Genomic DNA, 19150 nt, shown 5'->3' with positions numbered 1-19150 from the left:
ATTTATACAATTAATTGTACAATTAATTGTATAAAGGCAAAATGCATGACTTATGTTGATACACATCCGCGCAGTGGTGCTTTCGCAGCCAACCAGATGACGCGCCTTACCGACCTGATCAATGACCAAGGTGTCGCATTATTGGAAGACGCAGGCCTAACACTGCCACCACGTGCCGTTTCAACAGTGTTACTTATTGGTGAACGCGAGAAGATATCTGCTGCGGACATTGCGAAGGAGCTGAACCAACCGCATCAGCTTGTAACGCAGCGCATTGAGTTACTGATCAGTCTCGACCTTCTGCAAAGGCTCGACGACCCGAAAGACGGGAGACGTAAAATAATCGCACTCACCGTTAAGGGCAACCATGAATTTAACACCTTGGACAAGCGCCTTGCTGAGGCTGCGCTCGCATTTGAACACTTGTACAATGAGATAGATATTAATCTCTCCACCATCGCTATGCGCGCCATGAATGCGCTGAAGAAAAAATCACTGCTTTCCAGAATAAATGACCTGAAAAAACAATAAACAAAAAGGAAAACCCATGAAAACGCTACGACAGCTATCATTAATAATCTTTGCAGGAGCAAGCTTAAATGCTTGCGCAAACGCCTCATACGAAGACGGTGAAACATCAACCATATTTGCTGAACGCTGGAATGCTGGCATCAACAACAACGAACCTCCACTACAAATGCAATCATATGATGCCAACACATTTGTTATTAGGCAGTCGTTGAAAACCAATTTTGAAGCACCCTTCATGTATTTGCTTTTCGGCACCGAAAAGGCGCTGCTAATCGACACTGGTGCAGGAGGCATCGATCTTCGTGCTTTCATCGATGCACAGATTACTGCCCGTGAAAAAGAAAACGGAAAACCAATCGCACTAACCGTGATGCATTCGCACGCTCACGGCGACCATGTTGCAGCAGATGATCAGTTTCAGGACCGCCCAAACACAAAGGTCGTTGGTAAAGAGCCTGAAGCAATCGCCGCATTTTTTGGTGTGGGAAGCTGGCCCAAAGATATTGGGCAATATGATCTCGGCAACCGCACTGTTGATATAATACCCACCCCTGGCCACCAAGATAGCCATGTGATGGTCTTTGACCGAGACACTCGCTTGTTGTTCAGTGGTGATGTCATCTATCCAGGGCGTCTGTATTTCAGGTGTAACAATGTACAAGAATACAAAGCATCTATTGACCGTGTTGCAGATTTCGCTGCTACACGTAACATAAGCTGGGTTATGGGTGCGCACATTGAATTGTCACAAACACCTGGCAAATCATATAACAGTGGTGACAGCAAACGCAGTAATGAGCGTCTAATTGAGCTACCTTCTTCCGTTATTACGCAAGTTCAGGCTGGCACAAACAAGATGCTGTCATTGCCGCGGGTTGAAGTTTACGACAATTTCACCCTGTTCCCTATCCCTGAAAATCCACAAGGTAAAACACCACCTGACTGGTGCGCAAATTAACATTTGCGCTTGAGGGTGAGCACGCTACAGTCTCGGCAAAGAAATCAGAGGGGTAGATAATGTTCAAAAAAATCATAACCAGCGCAGCCGTTGTTGCGCTGCTTGTTGCACCACAAATTGGTGCCGAAGACGCAAATCCAGACATGCCGTTCGGCGCAAAAGCATTTGAGATATACAAAACTGCTGTCGAAATGAAGTCCACAGCAAACCACGGCGAAACGCCCAAGCTTGCGCGCTATTTGGCTGGCGAATTTGAAAAAGGTGGATTTGCCAAAGAAGATATTCATGTTTTCGAAACGGGCGGCACAGCTGGCCTTATCGTACGCTACCACGGCGATGGTTCGTCAGGCAAAAAACCGGTTAGCATCTCTGCTCATATGGATGTGGTTGAAGCAGACCCTAGAGATTGGGTCCGTGACCCCTTCACACTGATACAGGAAGATGGTTATTTCTTTGGTCGTGGCACGGCTGACGACAAGCTCGGCATGACAGCTGTCACAGCAAACTTCTTGCGCCTAAAAGCTGAAGGCTGGGTACCGAACCGTGATCTAATCATCGCATTTTCTGGCGATGAAGAAACGGGCATGTTGTCAACACGTGCGCTTGTTAATGAATTCCGCAATCTGACAGATAGCGAATTTGTACTCAATGCTGATGCAGGCGGCGCAACACTGCCAACAAACGGCGGCACACCTGCGAACTTCAGCATGCAAGCCGCTGAGAAGACTTACGCTACTTGGGAGTTGACAGTTAACAATTCTGGTGGCCACTCAAGTCGCCCGCGTGATGACAATGCTATTTATGAACTGGCTGCAGCACTGGCGAAAATTCAAGATCACAAATTTCCTGTGCGTTATAATGAATTAACGCGTACATACTTCCGCGGGACAGGTGCAAAAACACCCGGTGATACTGGCAAGGCCATGGTGCAATTTGCTAACGACCCAACTGATGCATGGGCGATCAAGACACTGCGTTCAAACCCATCATATGTTGGCACAACGGGCACGACATGCGTCGCAACAATGCTACGCGGCGGGCACGCAGAAAACGCATTGCCGCAATCAGCAACTGCTACTGTTAACTGCCGCATTTTCCCAGGTGTGGGTGTCGCAGCAACCGAGGCTACCCTCAAAGAGGTTGTCGGCAATGATGGCGTTATTTTCAACATGATATCAGACCCAACGGAAACAGACCCTTCGCCGCTGCGTGAGGATGTTCTTGTCGCCTTACAGAAGGCTGTAGATAATAAATTCCCGGGCCTCGAGATTATTCCGTCTATGTCATCCGGCGGTACGGACGGTATGCACTTCAGAGCCGCTGGCATTCCAAGTTACGGTGTAAACGGCGGGTACTCAAAACCAAACGACACTAATGCACATGGCCTTAACGAACGCATTTTGGTGCAAACTTTCTATGACAACCTCGCGCACTGGTATGTGCTACTGAAAGCCATCGCAGGATAGGTCAGACAAAGAAAAACAGGGCGGCATAAGCCGCCCTTTTAGTTAGTGAGGTATTGTTAACCTATTACGGCGTTGCCATTTACTTTGCAGAAGTATCACGCCCAAGAATTCTGCGAAAAAGTGCAGCTTCACATGCCATAGCTTGCCTGAAACCACCATTCATAACCACTGTTCCTGTCCATCCAGCAAACAAGAGAAAAAGCATACTACTGGCAGCTTTCTCGTCTTTGATTACGAGCGCTGACGCAATCATCAAAGCCGCCCAGATCAATGCGTGTCCGGCAGTGTTTCGATTTCTCACTTTTCCATTCTCAACGTTGTTCATATCTCTTCTCCTTTTGGCTCAAAGGCCTTTTCTGTCGTTACTCGGGCATTTTGCCTCGTTTTATTTCTCGCTTAGCGAAAAAATTTCTTCTACAGGCACGTTAAAATAACGCGCCAACTTTAGCGCAATAACTGTAGACGGCGTAAACCGCCCTACTTCTATAGTGCTGATTGTTTTACGGGAAACACCTATGGCATCGGCAAGCTCACTTTGGCTAAGGCGATGTTCTGCACGAAACACACGAATTCGGTTATCCAAGGCACCGCTCATTCTATTGCATTTCTATATTGTCGCACTCGGATTCATCATCATCTGATCCGCGTTGCTGAACAAAAAATGAAATGGCAACAGCCAGAAATCCACCACCTAATATTACTTTAATAAAAAATTCGGTTGGCAATACGCCCACGTCAGGTCCCACAATCACCTGCGCCGTGAGCAACATCAACATTGTTGCAGTAAAACCATGGACACTGGCATTTTTGTATATATCAACAATGAAACTCTCAGGCTCTTGGCAAGCGGTTCTGTTTTTAAAACGAAGCATCATCACTTTAATAAAAGTAGGCAACACTACGATAAAAAGCAGAACTGTCATACCCCTGCGCACATAGCGCAAAGCTTCACCGACCTCAAGTTCTACAAAATAACGCATGCAGTCAACGCCAAGGCTAAAGGCAACGATTAACAAACCTAACGCAATGCGATTTAGGAATTTATCGTAAAGTTGAGCGTGAGACTCATCACTATGAAACATTACATCACCCTATTAATCAAACATATCAGCATGACACGTTTAATTGCCACTTTGATACCTTGAGGTTACATATAGGTATGCATATGTATCATGTCAAGCCCAACAATTGTGCCTCGTGAATAAAACCAAATTGTTCCACAGTAATAGTTTTACAGTTTTTCTTTTACTGCCCGAATTTTACGACACCACAAATCAGCAATGACATCGCTAGAAAAACGTTCAGCCCAAAAGTTATGAATAACCTGTCGATTCTCTGCTTTTCTATGTAAAGCGGCATTTAATGCAGTGGAGGCTGCATCATAATCATCAGTATCAACAATCGTAACGCCGGGACATTCGGAAAAGGCAACATGTGCGGGTATATTAGACAACACACATTCTTTGCCAGCACTCAGAGCCTGAGCAACAGACAAACCAAAAGTTTCATCCTTACTTAGCGATATGAAAACATCAAACGAGTTAAAAATCCTTTTTTGATTGCCGCTGAAGCCTTTGAATTTAACCCGCTTATCTTTTGATTGAACATCGCAATTACCCCAGACAAGTATCTCTTTAGCCTCAGAACCACCAACGGCTGCCAAGTTACCAACAATATTTTTCCCCGCCCTGTTGAAATAACCAACCATACCAACTGATGATGTATAAGTCCGTTCAGACCAATCGTTTTGATATAAATTGATACAAGGATTTGAAATTACGAAGCTTGTCGATTCAGCTTTGTGAGAAGCATATTGGCTTTCCTGAAACTTCGATACAAAGTGAGAATACTGTGCATACTTGAATATGTTAAAAGCTCTATCTTCACTTAAAGCATGTAAAGAAAAAGGCAGGCCGTGAATTGTCGCAATAATTGGCTTTTCAGAAGAAGCTATTTTTTTTAATATTCCTTCATCTGTCGCGCGGTCACAAATATAGAGGTCTGCATCCATATTAATGTGCCGGCTTCGCTTCACAGACCTGGAGAGCCAGCGATTAAAATTGCTGGTAGCGCCAAGTTGAAAAGAGACATCATATTGTGCTGACAGCATATTGGCGATAGATGCAACAGCTTCCGGCCCCCCTGTTTGTCCATGAAAACCACAAACAAACTGAATAGAGACTTCTCTCTTTTTTCTTGGGGTTAACAATCTAGCGACAGCGTATCTTGCAGCAAGGTCAATCTTATTTACTTGGTTTTCGAGTCTCCAGGGTAATCGCATCTCAGGCCTTAATCTATTGCAACACATGCTAGATACTGTGCCATAAAACTATGCACTGTTTCTCGCGCCTGAACAATAGTGTGCTCCGTTCAATCGAGCATAAGCTTATATAAACCCATCACATAATAATCTGTATAAGTCATATTTTCGCAGACGATCAAACCAGTGGTACAGCGTTCCATTAAACTTAACCCGAAGAAACACATAGTTACAATCGCTCACCTAAATTAGAATTAAATTTCTCTTTCACGTTATTGTGTGATCATTTGAGGAAAATTTTTCTACTTTATAGCCTAATATCTTCTCACTTGTAGAATTGCATTCCACCTCATAGGTAAGACAGCGTTGGATTGTTTCCTGTTGGTGGAAACAGTGCGCCCAATGAAAGCGCACGAAGGAGTAGAGGGCCATGACACATATTCCCGTTTTTCTTACGGCAGAAAAACATCATATCCTGATTGTTGGCGCAACATCCGCGGCGATGGCGAAGGTTGCGTTGTTTCTCAACACGGGTATACGCATCACATTGGTAGGACACGGCACACAGGAAGCCGCTTCCGCTGCCGGCTTAACCGATGACATCACCGGTAATGCTGCGTTATCTGTTCAAGACCGCCCCTTTACGAATGATGACCTCAATGACAAAACTCTCGTTTATATTGGCGTTGAAGATGACATAACGGAAGAGCGTGTGCTCCGCCTTGCTACAACACGCAAGATGTCCGTTAACGTAATCGATAAACCTGCAAAAAGTAACTTCATAACCCCCGCACAGTTTGCACGTGGCCCGCTGCAAGTGGCTTTCTCGTCTGGCGGTGTTGCACCTGTATTTGTGCGCCGCCTGCGTAGTAGCCTCGAGCGCTTGCTTCCTCCTTCGCTCGGCGTACTTGCTGCTGCAGCGGGTAACGTGCGCGGCAGAATTAAAACACTAATACCGGACGGCACCCGTCGTCGCCTGTTTTGGGATCGCCTGTATGATAACGCAGGCACATATGCAGATATGAACCAGAATGACGTCGAAAAACTGGTTGTTGAGGCAGCTCGCAACCACCGCGTCGGCGCAACAGTGGGTCAAGTTCAGCTTGTCGGTGCTGGGCCAGGTGATCCTGACCTATTGACCATCAAAGCACATCGTGCGCTACAGCAGGCAGACGTTATTGTTTATGACCGTCTCGTTAGCCGCGATGTTCTCTCCCTCGCACGGCGTGATGCCGATCTTATCTTTGTTGGCAAGCGCGAAGGTGAACACGGTGTTGGCCAGGAAGGCATCCATGAAATTCTCATCCGTGAAGCATTGGCTGGGCGTCGCGTTGTAAGATTAAAAGGTGGTGACCCCTTATTGTTTGCTCGCGCAGGCGAAGAGCTTGATGCACTACGCAAAGAGGACATCCACGTTGAAATCGTTCCTGGCATTAGCGCCTTTCAAGGTATTGCGGCCAGCGCACAAATTCCCATGACTGACCGTGCCCACTCATCAAGCCTCACGCTGGTAACAGGCCACTTGCAGGACGGCGCTTTCAAAGACTGGGCACGCCTATCCGGCGAAGGTCAAACGCTCGCTATTTATATGGGTGTAAAAGGTGCGCCGCGCATCTCAGCCGGCTTAATAGGCGAAGGTGTTGCATCAAACACACCTGTTGCTGTCGTTGAAAATGGTACACGTGCCAACGAACGTCGTTTTTATGGAACGCTCGAAACCCTCCCTGATGTCGTCTCGGAAAATGCGGTGAAGAGCCCGGCATTATTATTGATAGGTGATGTGGTGCAGTGCGCCCGCGACCTGAATTTAAATGAATATGAACCACTGCTGCAAGCAGTGAGCGCTTAAAGGATTTTCCCATGGCTAAAAAACCAGCAGGGCCTCAAATGTTTATCGCGAACCGTCTTGATGACGGACGCGCTGTATTTCTCACTGCAAACGGTGAGTGGACCAAGGTAGCAGCAGATGCGGCAGTGGGTCAGACAGATGAAGAAGTGGAAGCGCTCGCTGTGCTTGCACACGGCGCCGAAGATGCAAACCTTGTTGTCAGCGTAACTGCTATTGCAGCCGATACCGAAGGCAACAACCTTGCACCTGCTCATATGAAATTTGCCATGCAAGCCAAGGGCCCAAGTGTCCGGCTTGATCTTGGTTATCAAGTATCTCCAAACTGGGAGCAATAACCATGTACGCTTATGATACATACGACCATGCCATTGTTAATGCACGCGTTGAAGAGTTCCGCGATCAGGTAGAGCGCCGCATGAAAGGCGAACTGACCGAAGAAGAATTTCGCCCACTTCGTTTGATGAACGGCCTTTATTTGCAACTACACGCTTACATGCTGCGCGTTGCTATTCCTTACGGCACATTGTCATCAAATCAAATGCGCCGCCTTGCTCATATCGCCCGTCGCTATGATAAAGGATATGCGCACTTCACCACACGCCAGAACGTACAATATAACTGGCCCAAACTGTCCGAAACACCTGACATTCTGCAGGAGCTAGCAGATGTTGAAATGCACGCCATCCAAACATCTGGCAATTGCATTCGCAATACAACAACAGACCAGTTTGCCGGCGCAGCTGCTGACGAAGTGCTTGATCCGCGTCCATACGCTGAATTAATCCGCCAATGGTCCACGTTCCATCCTGAGTTTTCATTCTTGCCACGTAAATTCAAAATCGCCATTACAGGCGCTGACGAAGACCGTGCCGCCGTAAAATGGCACGATATCGGGCTGGTTGTTAAACAATCCGATACTGGTGAGATTGGCTTTGAAGTGCTAGCTGGTGGCGGCATGGGCCGCACACCAGTTATCGGCAAAGTTATTCGCGACTTTCTTCCCGTCAGTGACTTATTGAGCTACCTGGAAGCAATGTTGCGCGTTTATAACGAACAAGGCCGCCGCGATAATAAATATAAAGCACGTATCAAAATTCTGGTCGACGCAATGGGCGCCGATGAATATGCGCGCCAGGTTGAAGCAGAGTGGGCAAAGATCAAAGATCAACCACTTGATGTACCAGAAGAAGAAGTGGCGCGTATCAAAGCATTCTTCACACCGCCGCCTCTACCTGTTCTGGACAATGATGTTCCGACCGTGAATGCATTTGCAGACAAAAACTTCCTCTTTAAAGCATGGGTAAGCAACAATACGGGCGCGCACAAAGTGCCTGGTCATGTTCACGTTACTATTTCGCTGAAACCACATGGCGGTATTCCGGGCGATGCGACAGACGCGCAGATGGATTTGGTCGCTGATCTTGCTGACAAATACAGCCTCAGTGAAGTGCGCGTCAGTCACGAGCAAAACCTCATTCTGCCACACGTGGCCAAGAAAGACTTGCCTGCTTTGTGGGAGGCGCTTGATGCCGCTGGCCTTGGTAGTGCAAATGCTGGCTTACTAACCGACATCATCGCATGCCCAGGCTTGGACTATTGCTCACTGGCAAATGCGCGTTCAATTCCTCTAGCTCAAAAGCTGACTGAACGCTTTGATGACGTCAAACGCCTGATGGATATTGGCCCATTAAAGATCAAAATATCTGGCTGCATCAACTCCTGTGGTCACCACCATGCAGGCCATATTGGTATTTTAGGCGTGGACCGTAAAGGCGAGGAAAACTATCAACTGCTGCTCGGTGGTTCAGGCGCAGAAGACGCATCCAAAGCTGCTATTCTCGGCCCTGGGTTTGACGAAGGCGGCATCATTGATGCGATCGAAAAAGTAGTTGCTGTTTATCTCGGTGAACGTGAAGACGGTGAAGAATTCTTGCCAGCTTACCGGAGGCTTGGCGCAGACGTATTTAAGGAGGCGGTATATGGCGCTCGTTAATTTAACAGGCATCCAGCCCACACAGTATACTGAACTTGCTTCAGACACTTCACCTGCTGAAGGCGAAGTTGTGTTGGTTCCATTCGACCGCCTGGCTGAAGAAAGCGAAGCTTTTTTTCAAACAGTCGGGCGTGTTGGTGTTCTTGTGGGCACGGAAACGACCTTCAGCGCCCTAGAGCCATTCGCGAATAAAATCTCGTTTGTTGCAATTGATTTCCCGGCGTTCGGTGATGGGCGGGGTTTCTCTCTGGCTGTCCGCCTGCGCAAGGATTATGGCTTCAAAGGCGAAATACGCGCTGTTGGCAATATCATCCCCGACCAAGCACAGTTTCTTATGCGTGCCGGTTTTGACAGTGTTGAAGCCACCGAAGAACGTAAAACCGCATTTGAAACAGCATTGAAACGTTTTCCTTCATACTATCAGACGGATGCTATTGGCCTCGGGCAGCGCTCTGTTGCGCATGTGCGGCACTCGGCAAAAAACGATGACAATACTGATGCCGCCGATACTGCCAAAGAAGGGCAAAGGAAGGCATCGTGACAGCAGCTGCCGCCATACAGCACGCCGATTACTTCGACGCATTAACGGCTGTCGATTACCTCGATGCACGTTACGCCAGCTCTTCACCTGAAGAGGTGATTGATGGCGCGCTGAAATATTTTGGCCGTCGGTTTGCACTCGTGTCCTCTTTTGGATCCGAGTCAGCCGTTCTGCTTCACATTGCGGCAAAGGTATCAAAAGACATTCCGGTACTGTTCCTGGATACTGGTAAATTGTTCGGTGAAACAAAACGGTACCGTGACCGATTAATCAATGAATTAGGCCTTAACGATGTTCGCACACTCACACCTGATGTGAATGACTTAAACGCCAAGGATCCAAAAGGTGGCCTGTGGACCACTGACACAAACGCCTGTTGTTACATCCGCAAAGTTGTGCCGCTCGATAATGCCCTGCAGGGTTTTGAAGGCTGGGCATCTGGTAGAAAGCGCTTTCAGGGCGGTGTGCGTTCATTGTTGCCTCATTTCGAGGCATCTGATGGCCGTGTAAAAGTTAACCCGCTTGCCTTTTGGAATAAAGATGATGTTGCCGCATACCGGGAGAAACACGGATTGCCACAACACCCACTTGTTGCACAGGGTTTTGCTTCCATTGGCTGCATGCCTTGTACAGACCCTATCAAAGAAGGCGAAAGTGAACGTGCAGGACGTTGGCGCGGCCAAACCAAAACCGAGTGCGGCATTCACCTGACTTTGTCCGAGAACAACAAAGTTCTGTCAGATAGCTAATGTAACAATTAAGTTATTTTTCTTTCTAGAAGACCAATCCATAACTTGAGGACTTGGCGCGGAATGATGAACCGGTTATGTTGGCTTTAGATTAGTTTTTCTTATCGCCTATTTGACGATTGGAATCATTAGAGGGCCACTCACACCATGAAACGATCCTTACTTCCCCTTAATGCCTTGCGTGCGTTCGACGCTGCTGCACGGCACATGAGTTTCAAGTTAGCAGCAGATGACCTCTCGGTTACACCTGCCGCAATCAGTCAACAAATTCGTTCACTCGAAGACTTTTTGGGCGTAGAATTATTTCGCCGTACCAATCGTGCTCTTATTTTAACAGAAGCCGCCCAGCTTTCACTGCTACCCTTAAAGGAGGGCTTTGAGCGATTGGAAGCCGCGGTTGATATCTTAACTGATTCGAAGTCTTCCAATGTTTTGAAGGTAAGTGTGTCTCCTTCGTTTGCCAGCAAGTGGCTGGTGCCACGCTTGGCCAGCTACTATCTACGCCGGCCTGATGCCATTGTGAAAATCAGCGCAACCATGCAAGTAACCGACTTTCAGGCTGACGATATGGACATTGCCATACGGTACGGGCTCGGTGATTACGAAGGTTTGCACTCGGAAGAAATCCTCCGTGAAACAATTTTCCCAGTGTGCGCGCCGACATTACTTGAAGGTGAAGCGGCAACACCCTGCGCGGTAGTTGAACACACACTCATCCACGACGACAGCACCGTTGAAGATCAAAGCTCAATGAATTGGGCCATGTGGCTTAAAGCTGCCGGTGTAAAAGTGCCGGACGGCATGCCCGCATTACATTTTAACACACACGCGCTTGCTATTGAAGCAGCTGTGGCAGGGCGCGGTATTGCGCTGGCACGTTCTGCTATTGCAGCAGAGGACCTGAAGGCGGGGCGTTTGATAAAACCTTTTGGTGAAGAAGTGCCTATCAACTTCGCCCATCACATCGTTTGCCCGAAAGAAAAACTAAAGAGCGAACGCGTTCAAGACTTCATTGAATGGATGTGGGAAGAAGTTGAAAAAACCGATGCAGAAATAACGACGTAAACACAAGTATGAACAACCTGCGCACAACAACAATGCTAAGCCGTATATATGAATGCTAGAAAAAGCATTTGTTGGTTGTTCATGGGCTTACTTACAGTCAGCTTTCCCCAGCTGTCCTCTGCTCAGGCTACCAAAGCAGAGAAACCAGACCCGCAATGCATGCGTTTGGGGGCGGATGACAGCCTGAGTATTTTTTACCCGCTTTTTGAAAACCTTGCTGCTCGATTTTATGAAGAAGCCGGTTTCTGCGCAACGTCTGTGGCACTGCCATCAAAACGAATTGAAATAATGTTGGCAAACAATCAACTAGATGCTGATTGGCTGCGAATGGAAGACTATCCTCGGGACTTCAATTCGTCATTAATTGCAGTGCCTGTGCCACTATTTCAGCTGGATGCCGTCTTGCTTTCCATGAAAGACGATTCATTTGATGGAGAAATTGCAGCTCTGCAAGGGCGCAGCGTTGCCTATCAGAGTGGCTATCGTTGGCTGGAAAAGCACCTGCCACTAACTGGTGCCGTAACAAAAGAAATGCCTGCAGGGATTCCAATTAGCGATCTTTTATTGCGCAAGCGTATTAAGATTTTTGCAACAGACTCAGTCCGCGCAAGCTTGATACTAGAAGAGCTAGGCGATGCGAAATCGGATATGAGGGTAACTGTATGGGAGAAAATGAAATTTTTTCATTTGGTGCACAAACGTCACCGTGAAAAAATACCAGCTCTTAGCGTTGCAATAAGAAACTCTATTAATCGTGGCGATTTTAAAAAAATATACGCGTTACCAGGATTAAGCCGCGTAGACTAATCGTAACTATTTTGATTCGATAACTGATGCAAAAAGAGCTATTCACCGCAAAGCATCGGCCTCACTTTTATCATTCCCCTTTTAACACAACCGCAGGGCTGGTGCGTGCCACCTTCAAGGCATGATGCGTTGTCGTAACCCACGCAATGAGCAGCGCAATAACACCTGTGCTAATAAAATAAACAGGATTCAGGTCAATACGGAAAGTGAACCCATTCAGATAATCGGTCATGAAATACCATGCAATGGGCCATGCAATCAGATTAGAGATCAGCACTGGCTTTGAGAACTGTAAAAGCAGCATCTTCACTACATCCCATACATCGGCACCGTGCACCTTGCGAATGGCAATCTCCTTCGTGCGCCGTTCTGCGGTGAACGCCGCAAGGCCGTATAAACCAAGACACGCAATGACAATGGCGAGAATAGAAAACACTACCAGCATTTTGGATTGTTTGATTTCACCGGTATATTGGCGGGCGATTTTGTCCGTTAAAAACTCACTATCTATAGGCACATAAGGAACAAGGTTTCTCCATATGTGTTCTACGTCACGCTGTAATGCAACAGTATCTGTGTTTTCGTCATATCCGATAGTTAGCGACCAGAAATTGTTATCATTCCAATAAATATGAGGTGTAAATGGCTCCTTTAAAGACTGGAAATGATAGTCTGAAACTACGCCGATAACATCCATAAGGCCATATTCATCGCTAATAACTTGGCCAATTGCGGCTTCCGGTGAAGCAAACCCAAACAAGCGTACCGCAGATTCGTTTATGATAATAGACGTTAATGGCTGCGGCAAACCATCCGGTATGTCTTCTCTAAATCGATCTTGCTCGCGATCTGCATCAAAATCGCGCCCAGCAATAATCATTATATCATATAAATTGAAGAAATTGGCATCAATCGTTTGCGGCATCAAGCGCACTTCTTCAACACTACCGATACCATTTGCGTTAAACGGTAAAACATACTCGATAATATCGGTCGGAATTTGTAGCGACAAACTAACTTTATCAACGCTTGATAAACGTTCAACTTCAGCTGCAAATACTTTTTTCTGATCTGCAGAGAACACATCACCTAAACGTCTTACAATCAGTTTATTTTCTTTAGAAAAGCCTAGGTCTTTATTCAAACCATATATGTTTTGTGCATATACAACTGCGGTTGCGATGATCAACGTAATTGAGACAGTAAACTGGAATACGGTAAGACCTGCGCGCAATTTATCTGTTGCTGCGCCATTGCTGGAATTCTCTCCACCCAATGTTGCAATTGGCCGGAATGCTGATAGGTAAAATGCAGGGTACAGTCCCGCAAACACACCTATAAAACCAAGCAACCCTATACTCACAACAACCAAAACAGGATCGCTCGTATAGTTAATCGCCAGCGAAAGTCCCATTAATTCATTAAGGCTTGGCAAAGTCACATCCACAAGAACGAAAGCTATCAGCACACCAATAGCTGTCACCATTATGCTTTCACCAAGAAATTGCCGTATTAATTGCGTGTGACTTGCTCCAACAATTTTTCTAAGACCAACCTCTTTAGCCCGACGTAAGGCACGTGCCGTAGATAAATTCATAAAATTGATACAAGCAATCAACAAAATCATTATTGCCAGAGCGCTAAATGCATAAACTTGTTCAATGCTGCCAATTGGCTTAGGCGGCGACACGCGACTTGCCACAAGATGTTCTGTATATAGATGAACATCACGCACATTAGTTAGACTAAGCTCAAAGGTTTCACTTGATTGCCGTTCATCAATTGCTGGTGCATGGTTTTCAACTAGTGCGGATAAGTTATGAGATACAGCGTTCAGATCAGCTCCATCCTTGAGCTTCAGATAAAGCCAACCCCAGAATATTGACCAATTTTGCCCAACACCGATGGCATCATCTTCTAGAGACATATCGAGCGGTGCAATAATTTCAAAATTAAACTGGCTGTTTTCAGGAAAGTCTTTAAAGACGCCTGCAATCTTGTAGGAACGTTCTAAACCTGAATTCGTATATGTCAGTACTTCACCGAGTGGCGATTGGCTCCCAAAATACTTAATTGCAATTCGCTCAGAAATAACAATGTTAGTCAATTTACTTAACGCAGTCTCTCTGTCTCCTTCAACGAAGTCTACCTCAAAAACGTTGAAAAAGTTAACATCTGCGGAATATACACTCTGTCTGAAGGACCGTTCCCCTAGCGTTAAAATGCGCCGCCACGAATAGAAGCGTGTTGCCTCTTCAACTTCTTTTGGAAAGTATTGCTCAAATGCAAACTTGGCCTTCCCTGGCGCGCAACTGCAGACAAGGTCTTCACCTGCCTTCATATTTTGTTTGTAATTAACGCGGTAGATGTTTTCGGCGTTTGGCATCCACTTATCATAGCTGGTCTCATACCGCACAAACAAGAAGATCAGCAGGCAGGCAGCCACACCAATAGCAAGCCCCATAATATTGATTAACGAGTACAACCGGTTGCGCAACAAATGCCGCACTGCAATGATAAAATAGCTCCTCAGCATAGTGTCACCTGCCTCCAAGTGGTTATTACATCTACACTCCAGCAACTTTTGCGCCAAGCTGCGTTTTAAATATTATTATTTAATATCAAATGGTTAATGTTTCAAATGAGCATATGACTTCATCCAAATGTACACAATCGCACACTAAGTGTTCATTATTGGACAAATCAGAAGGATGATGAAAGCTCAGGAAAAAGAAATTTGCCGCCGGGCACATAGCCCGGCAGCTGTATTATATGACGATTATTCTTCATGCTCATGGGCAAATGCTTCTGCGTCATCGCTACTGCGCGCGCGATCAAACGCACCCGAGAAGAAGATCGCGTTCAGAAACATTTTTTCTGCGCCCAGATATGTTGCACGGAAGTTCGGGTTATCCGCGAACAGAATAACAGCACCGCGGCCTTTACGCTCAGCAGTCAGCATCGGCGTGCCTTTAATCTCATCAATCCGTTTTGGTGACGAATAACCAGATAACAACGGTGTATCGGTATAAACCGCAACCTTCGCGTAAGGGTCTTTCGGTGCAGGCAACGTAAAGCTGGTGTTGCGGTTGGTTGTCACATTGCGGCGTATATAACCAAAACCAAGCGGATGCGTTATATCAAGGTCACTCTCGTAAAGCGCACCACCAATAACATGCTCTGCATCTTTCTGGCCTTTAACTTCATAAGAAAGGCGCTCGTTTGTTTGGTCTTTTTTGTCACGCTTCTTTTTGTCTTTGCTGGCGAACAAACTGCGCGCAGCCCACTGCGCACCTTGCCTGTGCGCAACAAAAGCACCACCTGCCCGTACCCAGCCTTCAACCTTCTTTGTCATGGTTTTATCGAGACTAACACCGCCAAAACCACCAACCATGATCATGTGCGTGTAATCGCTCAGGTTAACGCGGCCAAGACGATCTCTGCGCACAAGTGTCACTGGAATGTTCATCCGGTGATCCAGCTGATGCCACACCTCGCCTGCATCATACATATTCATGCCAGGGCCTGTAATGAGCAGTATCTTTGGTGCTTTCAGGTCAGTAACAGAATTACGGCCACCAAGCTCTGCACCCACATTCAGTGTACTGCCCGATGTTGCAGCGTGAACTGTTACACCGTCTTCTCTTGCAATTGTTTGCATCATCGTGTCGATGTCTGACTGCGCAACAGTTTGCAGTTCGCGTTGCACAATGATGGCCCCGCGCTCAAGCGAAACAACACCTTTTGTGGTTTGCAGTTGAATTGGCTCTTTGGCAACACGCGCCATCATGCCTGCTTGCAAAATCCGGTTCAATGCACGCGGAGCATAATAGTCCGACCAACGGAATACATATGCATAAGGTGCAACATCAGGCTGCGGCGCGGAGGCAAAGCTGGCTGTTGCCACATCGCCTAGTTTACCGCGCATACTTGTTGTTACCTCGTCATATTCAAGTCCGTAAGCAAGAGGCAGTGTCCAACCAGATACATCATAAAAAACCTTGTCAGGAAATTCTGTAATGCGGCCGAATGCAGCCTTCGCCATACGGTACTGCGTCTGGTTAAGGTTCACGCCGTAACTCTCTTCACCGTATGTTTTACCGTCAACGCGAATAGGTGATGAAACACGGTTAACGACCACACGGTGACGCGCCATCAGGTCAAGAAACTTGTTAAGGCGTGTTGGGTCCTCAGGCACCCGGAACACATATCCTTTCACGTCATCTTCACGCGCAAGGGTGGCTGCTTCGCGGTAAAAATCACGCTGGAAAGCGTGTAACTTCAAGCGCATTTCAGCTGCACCGCGGATGGTGCTCAAGCTTGTGCGGAAATGATTACGCACATTGTTAGCATATGTTTTAAGGCCCTGGTCGCTTTCACGCGCGATACCCATTTGTGCGCCCGCCTCAAACAAGATTCCGACAGAACCATTGATCTGTGGATAGGTGGACCCCTTACCAACATAAAAGTTATCGAAGCCTTCTTCGTTGAAGTATAATTTGCCTTCGCTATCGAAAAACTCCTTGTGGAAATCTGCAATTTCTACCAGCAATTCACGCGCTTCATTTGGGACCAACGGGTATTTACGTGTTGGCACACCCGGGTGGAAATAATAGGTGCTGTTTGGCCCCATTTCGTGGAAGTCTGCAGACACCTGCGGACACCACTCGTGCCATTTTGTCAGCCATGCGCGGCTTTCAGGTTGTGTTTGCAAAAGCCACTGACGGTTCAAGTCAAACCAATAATGATTGGTGCGTGCACCGGGCCAGAACTGGTTGTGGATTTCATGGTTTGGATCTGTGGCACGCACGTCTGAACCATACTGTGTCACCCATGCTGCACGCCTTGAGTGCCCGTCAGGATTAAAGATTGCCGTTATAACAATTACACTGTTCTTGAGCTGCTCGACTGTGTCTGCATCATTAGCAGCAGCCAGATGATACAGTGTTGGTAAGGCAGCATCCATACCACTGGCCTCTGCGCCGTGTACACCGTAGTTAAGCCACGTCACAACAGGCAGGTCATCTGAAGCCTCGTCTGCACGGGCAGGGTCCGTCCGCAGGACATGATTGGCTTTAATCTCATCGATACGAGCAAGATTCTCAGGCGCACTAACCGTTATGAACAATATTGGGCGACGTTCGTGGCTGTAACCAATTGTTTCCACTTGCATGCGGTTACTGGCACCGCCCAGTTTGCGGATATAATCAACCATAAGGTCATGACGAACAGGCTGCGCACCAATGCCGTGGCCGATAACATCATCAGGCTTCAAAACCGATTGATCGTATGTAACACCGTCAACCAGATAATAATCCAGCGGTTCAGCTGTTACGCTATTAGCCGTTGCCCACATCACTGACATTGCAGCAGCACACGTCACTACTGCCCTCAAGCGGCGCGTTAATGATTGTTGTTTCGGTAAAATTGTCATGATCCCCTCCCTGTCTTGATGCCAGTTAGCATCAAGTTAATTTATTCAACACTAACCCCTTGTTTATCATCAAACAAGTCTATGGATTCGTATGCTGTTGACTATCGGCAAAATGGTCTAAGCATTTGCAATGGCGCTGTAATCAACTGGATTTGTGATATCCAGCGAAGCAGTAGCTAGTGGCATTTCATATTTAATGCCGTTACCACAGTTAAAGAGCATAACCTGTTCGTCCTTCTTTACACGCCCATCATCAAGAGCCGCCAGATATGCTGCATAAGTTGCTGCGCCTTCAGGGCAAACCATAATGCCTTCTACGGTACCAATCTCTTGTCGTGCATCTTCAATAGCATCATCGTCAACAGCAATAGCGAAACCACCACTGTCACGCACGGCATTCAAAATCAGGAAATCACCTACAGCGACAGGCACACGTATACCTGCTGCATATGTATGTGCGTTTTGCCAAAGCTCAGCATGTTTTGCACCCTCTTCATATGCCTTAACAATTGGTGCACAACCGGTTGCTTGTACAGCAACCATGCGCGGCCTTTTAGAGCCGATCCAGCCCAATTGCTCCATCTCGTCAAATGCTTTCCACATCCCGATCAAGCCAGTACCACCGCCGGTAGGATAAAAGATTACATCAGGCACTTGCCATCCAAGCTGGGCAGCTAGCTCTAGCCCCATCGTTTTTTTGCCTTCAATACGATAAGGTTCTTTCAAGGTCGATAGATCGAACCAACCCATCTTTTCTTTGCCATCGCCAACGATCTTGCCGCAATCATTAATCAAGCCATTAACGCGCCATATCTTGCCGCCCATTAGCTGTATTTCGCTAAGGTTTGCTTCTGGCGTATCATCAGGCGCAAAGATGTAACTCTCAATACCGCAACTTGTAGCATAAGCTGACATAGCGGCGCCCGCATTGCCGTTTGTTGGCATCGCAAGTTTTGTCAGACCAAGCTCTTTCGCCATGGCAACTGCAAGCGCAAGTCCGCGCGCCTTGAAACTACCGGTTGGCAAGCGTCCTTCATCCTTGATAATAATTTCACCAGTAATCTGGCGATTGGCTGCTAACTTTGAACACGTTAGAAGCGGCGTATCATCTTCGCCGAGGCTGACGATATTTTCGCCCCTTTTTACAGGCAGTAATTCACGCCATTTCCAAAAGCCGCCCGGGCGGGCCCACACTTCATCACGGCTTGTAGCAGCCTTAACGCCATCAAGATTATAACGCACCAAAAGCGGTCGTCCTGCACGAGACAGTCCATGTACAACACCTGCTTCATAATCAGCTTCGCCCGTTAATCCACACTCCAAGTGTGTAACAAAATTTTCTGACACGATTACCTATAACCCCAATTTACTGTGATAATTCCAAACCCGACTCTGTGTTATGGAACAATAGAAGCTTGGGCAAGCAATGGATGCATTAGCGGTAATGAACGCACGAAAAAGTGTACAAGATCAGGTACTCAATACTCTAGTGGTCGC

17 protein-coding genes are annotated in these 19150 nt (G+C 47.0%); 10 read left to right on the top strand and 7 right to left on the bottom strand.

Annotation, left to right across the window (positions count from 1 at the left end; translation table 11 throughout):
- Positions 1-45: 45 nt before the first annotated feature.
- From OEU88_RS06230 to OEU88_RS06220, 3 genes are read left to right on the top strand one after another with little or no spacing between them, the layout of a single operon-like run.
- Positions 46-531: a MarR family winged helix-turn-helix transcriptional regulator gene (locus OEU88_RS06230; RefSeq protein WP_262694271.1), complete on the top strand. Its 486-nt coding sequence runs from the start codon at positions 46-48 to the stop codon at positions 529-531.
- Positions 532-547: 16 nt separating this feature from the next.
- On the top strand, positions 548-1489 hold the full coding sequence (locus OEU88_RS06225) for an MBL fold metallo-hydrolase (RefSeq protein ID WP_262694270.1): 942 nt from the start codon (positions 548-550) through the stop codon (positions 1487-1489).
- Between the two features lie 59 nt (positions 1490-1548).
- On the top strand, positions 1549-2955 hold the full coding sequence (locus tag OEU88_RS06220) for a M20/M25/M40 family metallo-hydrolase (RefSeq protein WP_262694269.1): 1407 nt from the start codon (positions 1549-1551) through the stop codon (positions 2953-2955).
- 79 nt (positions 2956-3034) lie between these two features.
- On the opposite strand, the gene OEU88_RS06215 is transcribed toward OEU88_RS06220, so the two are convergent.
- The 4 genes from OEU88_RS06215 to OEU88_RS06200 form a co-directional block, all read right to left on the bottom strand.
- Positions 3035-3280, bottom strand: a complete 246-nt coding sequence (locus OEU88_RS06215; protein ID WP_262694268.1) for a hypothetical protein — start codon at positions 3278-3280, stop codon at positions 3035-3037.
- Positions 3281-3340: 60 nt separating this feature from the next.
- Positions 3341-3550 carry a helix-turn-helix transcriptional regulator gene (locus tag OEU88_RS06210; RefSeq protein WP_394805234.1) on the bottom strand — a complete coding sequence of 70 codons (210 nt, stop codon included), beginning with the start codon at positions 3548-3550 and terminating at the stop codon, positions 3341-3343.
- Position 3551: 1 nt separating this feature from the next.
- On the bottom strand, positions 3552-4037 hold the full coding sequence (locus OEU88_RS06205) for a hypothetical protein (RefSeq protein WP_262694266.1): 486 nt from the start codon (positions 4035-4037) through the stop codon (positions 3552-3554).
- Between the two features lie 149 nt (positions 4038-4186).
- Positions 4187-5236, bottom strand: a complete 1050-nt coding sequence (locus OEU88_RS06200; RefSeq protein WP_262694265.1) for a glycosyltransferase — start codon at positions 5234-5236, stop codon at positions 4187-4189.
- Between the two features lie 409 nt (positions 5237-5645).
- Between OEU88_RS06200 and cysG the strand changes: the two genes are divergently transcribed.
- From cysG to OEU88_RS06165, 7 genes are all read left to right on the top strand, one after another.
- On the top strand, positions 5646-7064 hold the full coding sequence (gene cysG, locus OEU88_RS06195) for a siroheme synthase CysG (RefSeq protein WP_262694264.1): 1419 nt from the start codon (positions 5646-5648) through the stop codon (positions 7062-7064).
- Positions 7065-7075: 11 nt separating this feature from the next.
- Complete coding sequence (locus OEU88_RS06190) at positions 7076-7399, top strand: DUF2849 domain-containing protein (RefSeq protein WP_262694263.1); 324 nt, start codon at positions 7076-7078, stop codon at positions 7397-7399.
- 2 nt (positions 7400-7401) lie between these two features.
- Complete coding sequence (locus tag OEU88_RS06185; RefSeq protein ID WP_262694262.1) at positions 7402-9057, top strand: nitrite/sulfite reductase; 1656 nt, start codon at positions 7402-7404, stop codon at positions 9055-9057.
- Complete coding sequence (locus OEU88_RS06180) at positions 9044-9598, top strand: DUF934 domain-containing protein (RefSeq protein WP_262694260.1); 555 nt, start codon at positions 9044-9046, stop codon at positions 9596-9598. Before OEU88_RS06185 ends, OEU88_RS06180 begins: the two co-directional genes overlap by 14 nt.
- Before the next feature lie 14 nt (positions 9599-9612).
- Positions 9613-10347 (top strand): phosphoadenylyl-sulfate reductase, encoded by a 735-nt coding sequence (locus tag OEU88_RS06175; RefSeq protein WP_394805239.1) that lies wholly within the window; start codon positions 9613-9615, stop codon positions 10345-10347.
- A 147-nt stretch (positions 10348-10494) separates the two neighbouring features.
- Complete coding sequence (gene gcvA, locus OEU88_RS06170) at positions 10495-11412, top strand: transcriptional regulator GcvA (RefSeq protein WP_262694257.1); 918 nt, start codon at positions 10495-10497, stop codon at positions 11410-11412.
- Between the two features lie 48 nt (positions 11413-11460).
- Complete coding sequence (locus tag OEU88_RS06165; protein WP_262694256.1) at positions 11461-12219, top strand: hypothetical protein; 759 nt, start codon at positions 11461-11463, stop codon at positions 12217-12219.
- Between the two features lie 70 nt (positions 12220-12289).
- On the opposite strand, the gene OEU88_RS06160 is transcribed toward OEU88_RS06165, so the two are convergent.
- From OEU88_RS06160 to OEU88_RS06150, 3 genes are all read right to left on the bottom strand, one after another.
- Complete coding sequence (locus OEU88_RS06160; protein ID WP_262694255.1) at positions 12290-14755, bottom strand: ABC transporter permease; 2466 nt, start codon at positions 14753-14755, stop codon at positions 12290-12292.
- 243 nt (positions 14756-14998) lie between these two features.
- Entirely contained in the window at positions 14999-17653 is a 2655-nt protein-coding gene (locus tag OEU88_RS06155; protein WP_262694254.1) for a M14 family zinc carboxypeptidase, read from the bottom strand.
- Between the two features lie 117 nt (positions 17654-17770).
- On the bottom strand, positions 17771-19000 hold the full coding sequence (locus tag OEU88_RS06150) for a threonine synthase (RefSeq protein WP_262694253.1): 1230 nt from the start codon (positions 18998-19000) through the stop codon (positions 17771-17773).
- Between the last annotated feature and the right edge of the window lie 150 nt (positions 19001-19150).

This window comes from Kordiimonas aquimaris, from assembly GCF_025574485.1.
In the GTDB taxonomy this organism is placed as follows: domain Bacteria; phylum Pseudomonadota; class Alphaproteobacteria; order Sphingomonadales; family Kordiimonadaceae; genus Kordiimonas; species Kordiimonas aquimaris.
This window is presented reverse-complemented; position numbering and strand designations above follow the sequence as displayed.

Coding starts and splice junctions, on each gene's coding strand:
- OEU88_RS06230 (WP_262694271.1), top strand. CDS start 46: ATGACTTATGTTGATACACATCCGCGCAGTGGTGCTTTCGCAGCCAAC.
- OEU88_RS06225 (WP_262694270.1), top strand. CDS start 548: ATGAAAACGCTACGACAGCTATCATTAATAATCTTTGCAGGAGCAAGC.
- OEU88_RS06220 (WP_262694269.1), top strand. CDS start 1,549: ATGTTCAAAAAAATCATAACCAGCGCAGCCGTTGTTGCGCTGCTTGTT.
- OEU88_RS06215 (WP_262694268.1), bottom strand. CDS start 3,280: ATGAACAACGTTGAGAATGGAAAAGTGAGAAATCGAAACACTGCCGGA.
- OEU88_RS06210 (WP_394805234.1), bottom strand. CDS start 3,550: ATGAGCGGTGCCTTGGATAACCGAATTCGTGTGTTTCGTGCAGAACAT.
- OEU88_RS06205 (WP_262694266.1), bottom strand. CDS start 4,037: ATGTTTCATAGTGATGAGTCTCACGCTCAACTTTACGATAAATTCCTA.
- OEU88_RS06200 (WP_262694265.1), bottom strand. CDS start 5,236: ATGCGATTACCCTGGAGACTCGAAAACCAAGTAAATAAGATTGACCTT.
- cysG (WP_262694264.1), top strand. CDS start 5,646: ATGACACATATTCCCGTTTTTCTTACGGCAGAAAAACATCATATCCTG.
- OEU88_RS06190 (WP_262694263.1), top strand. CDS start 7,076: ATGGCTAAAAAACCAGCAGGGCCTCAAATGTTTATCGCGAACCGTCTT.
- OEU88_RS06185 (WP_262694262.1), top strand. CDS start 7,402: ATGTACGCTTATGATACATACGACCATGCCATTGTTAATGCACGCGTT.
- OEU88_RS06180 (WP_262694260.1), top strand. CDS start 9,044: ATGGCGCTCGTTAATTTAACAGGCATCCAGCCCACACAGTATACTGAA.
- gcvA (WP_262694257.1), top strand. CDS start 10,495: ATGAAACGATCCTTACTTCCCCTTAATGCCTTGCGTGCGTTCGACGCT.
- OEU88_RS06165 (WP_262694256.1), top strand. CDS start 11,461: ATGAATGCTAGAAAAAGCATTTGTTGGTTGTTCATGGGCTTACTTACA.
- OEU88_RS06160 (WP_262694255.1), bottom strand. CDS start 14,755: ATGCTGAGGAGCTATTTTATCATTGCAGTGCGGCATTTGTTGCGCAAC.
- OEU88_RS06155 (WP_262694254.1), bottom strand. CDS start 17,653: ATGACAATTTTACCGAAACAACAATCATTAACGCGCCGCTTGAGGGCA.